The organism is Flavobacterium sp. F52, assembly GCF_000278705.1.
Classification (GTDB): domain Bacteria; phylum Bacteroidota; class Bacteroidia; order Flavobacteriales; family Flavobacteriaceae; genus Flavobacterium; species Flavobacterium anhuiense.
In genome coordinates, this window is record NZ_AKZQ01000051.1 from 1 (window position 1) to 241 (window position 241).

Annotated in this window: 1 protein-coding gene; it reads left to right on the plus strand. The window is 43.6% G+C overall.

The features are described from left to right. Positions 1-241: hypothetical protein (locus FF52_RS22985; RefSeq protein ID WP_008469366.1), on the plus strand; the 241-nt coding region annotated here is incomplete at both ends.

The window sequence follows — 241 nt, forward strand, 5'->3', positions numbered from 1 at the left end:
CCAACGATTACATTAGGAGCGACCACAGCGGTATGTACAAGTTCAAGCGCACAGAATACTCCTTTGCCTTATACTGCGACAACAAATTCGCCAACTACATACAGTATTACTTGGAATGCCAGTCCAACGAATACTTTTGCAGCAGTTACAAATGCATCTCTGCCTGCAAGCCCGATTAGTATTGCAATACCAGCTAATACAGCTGCTGGAACATATACGGGGACATTAACGGTAAGAAATG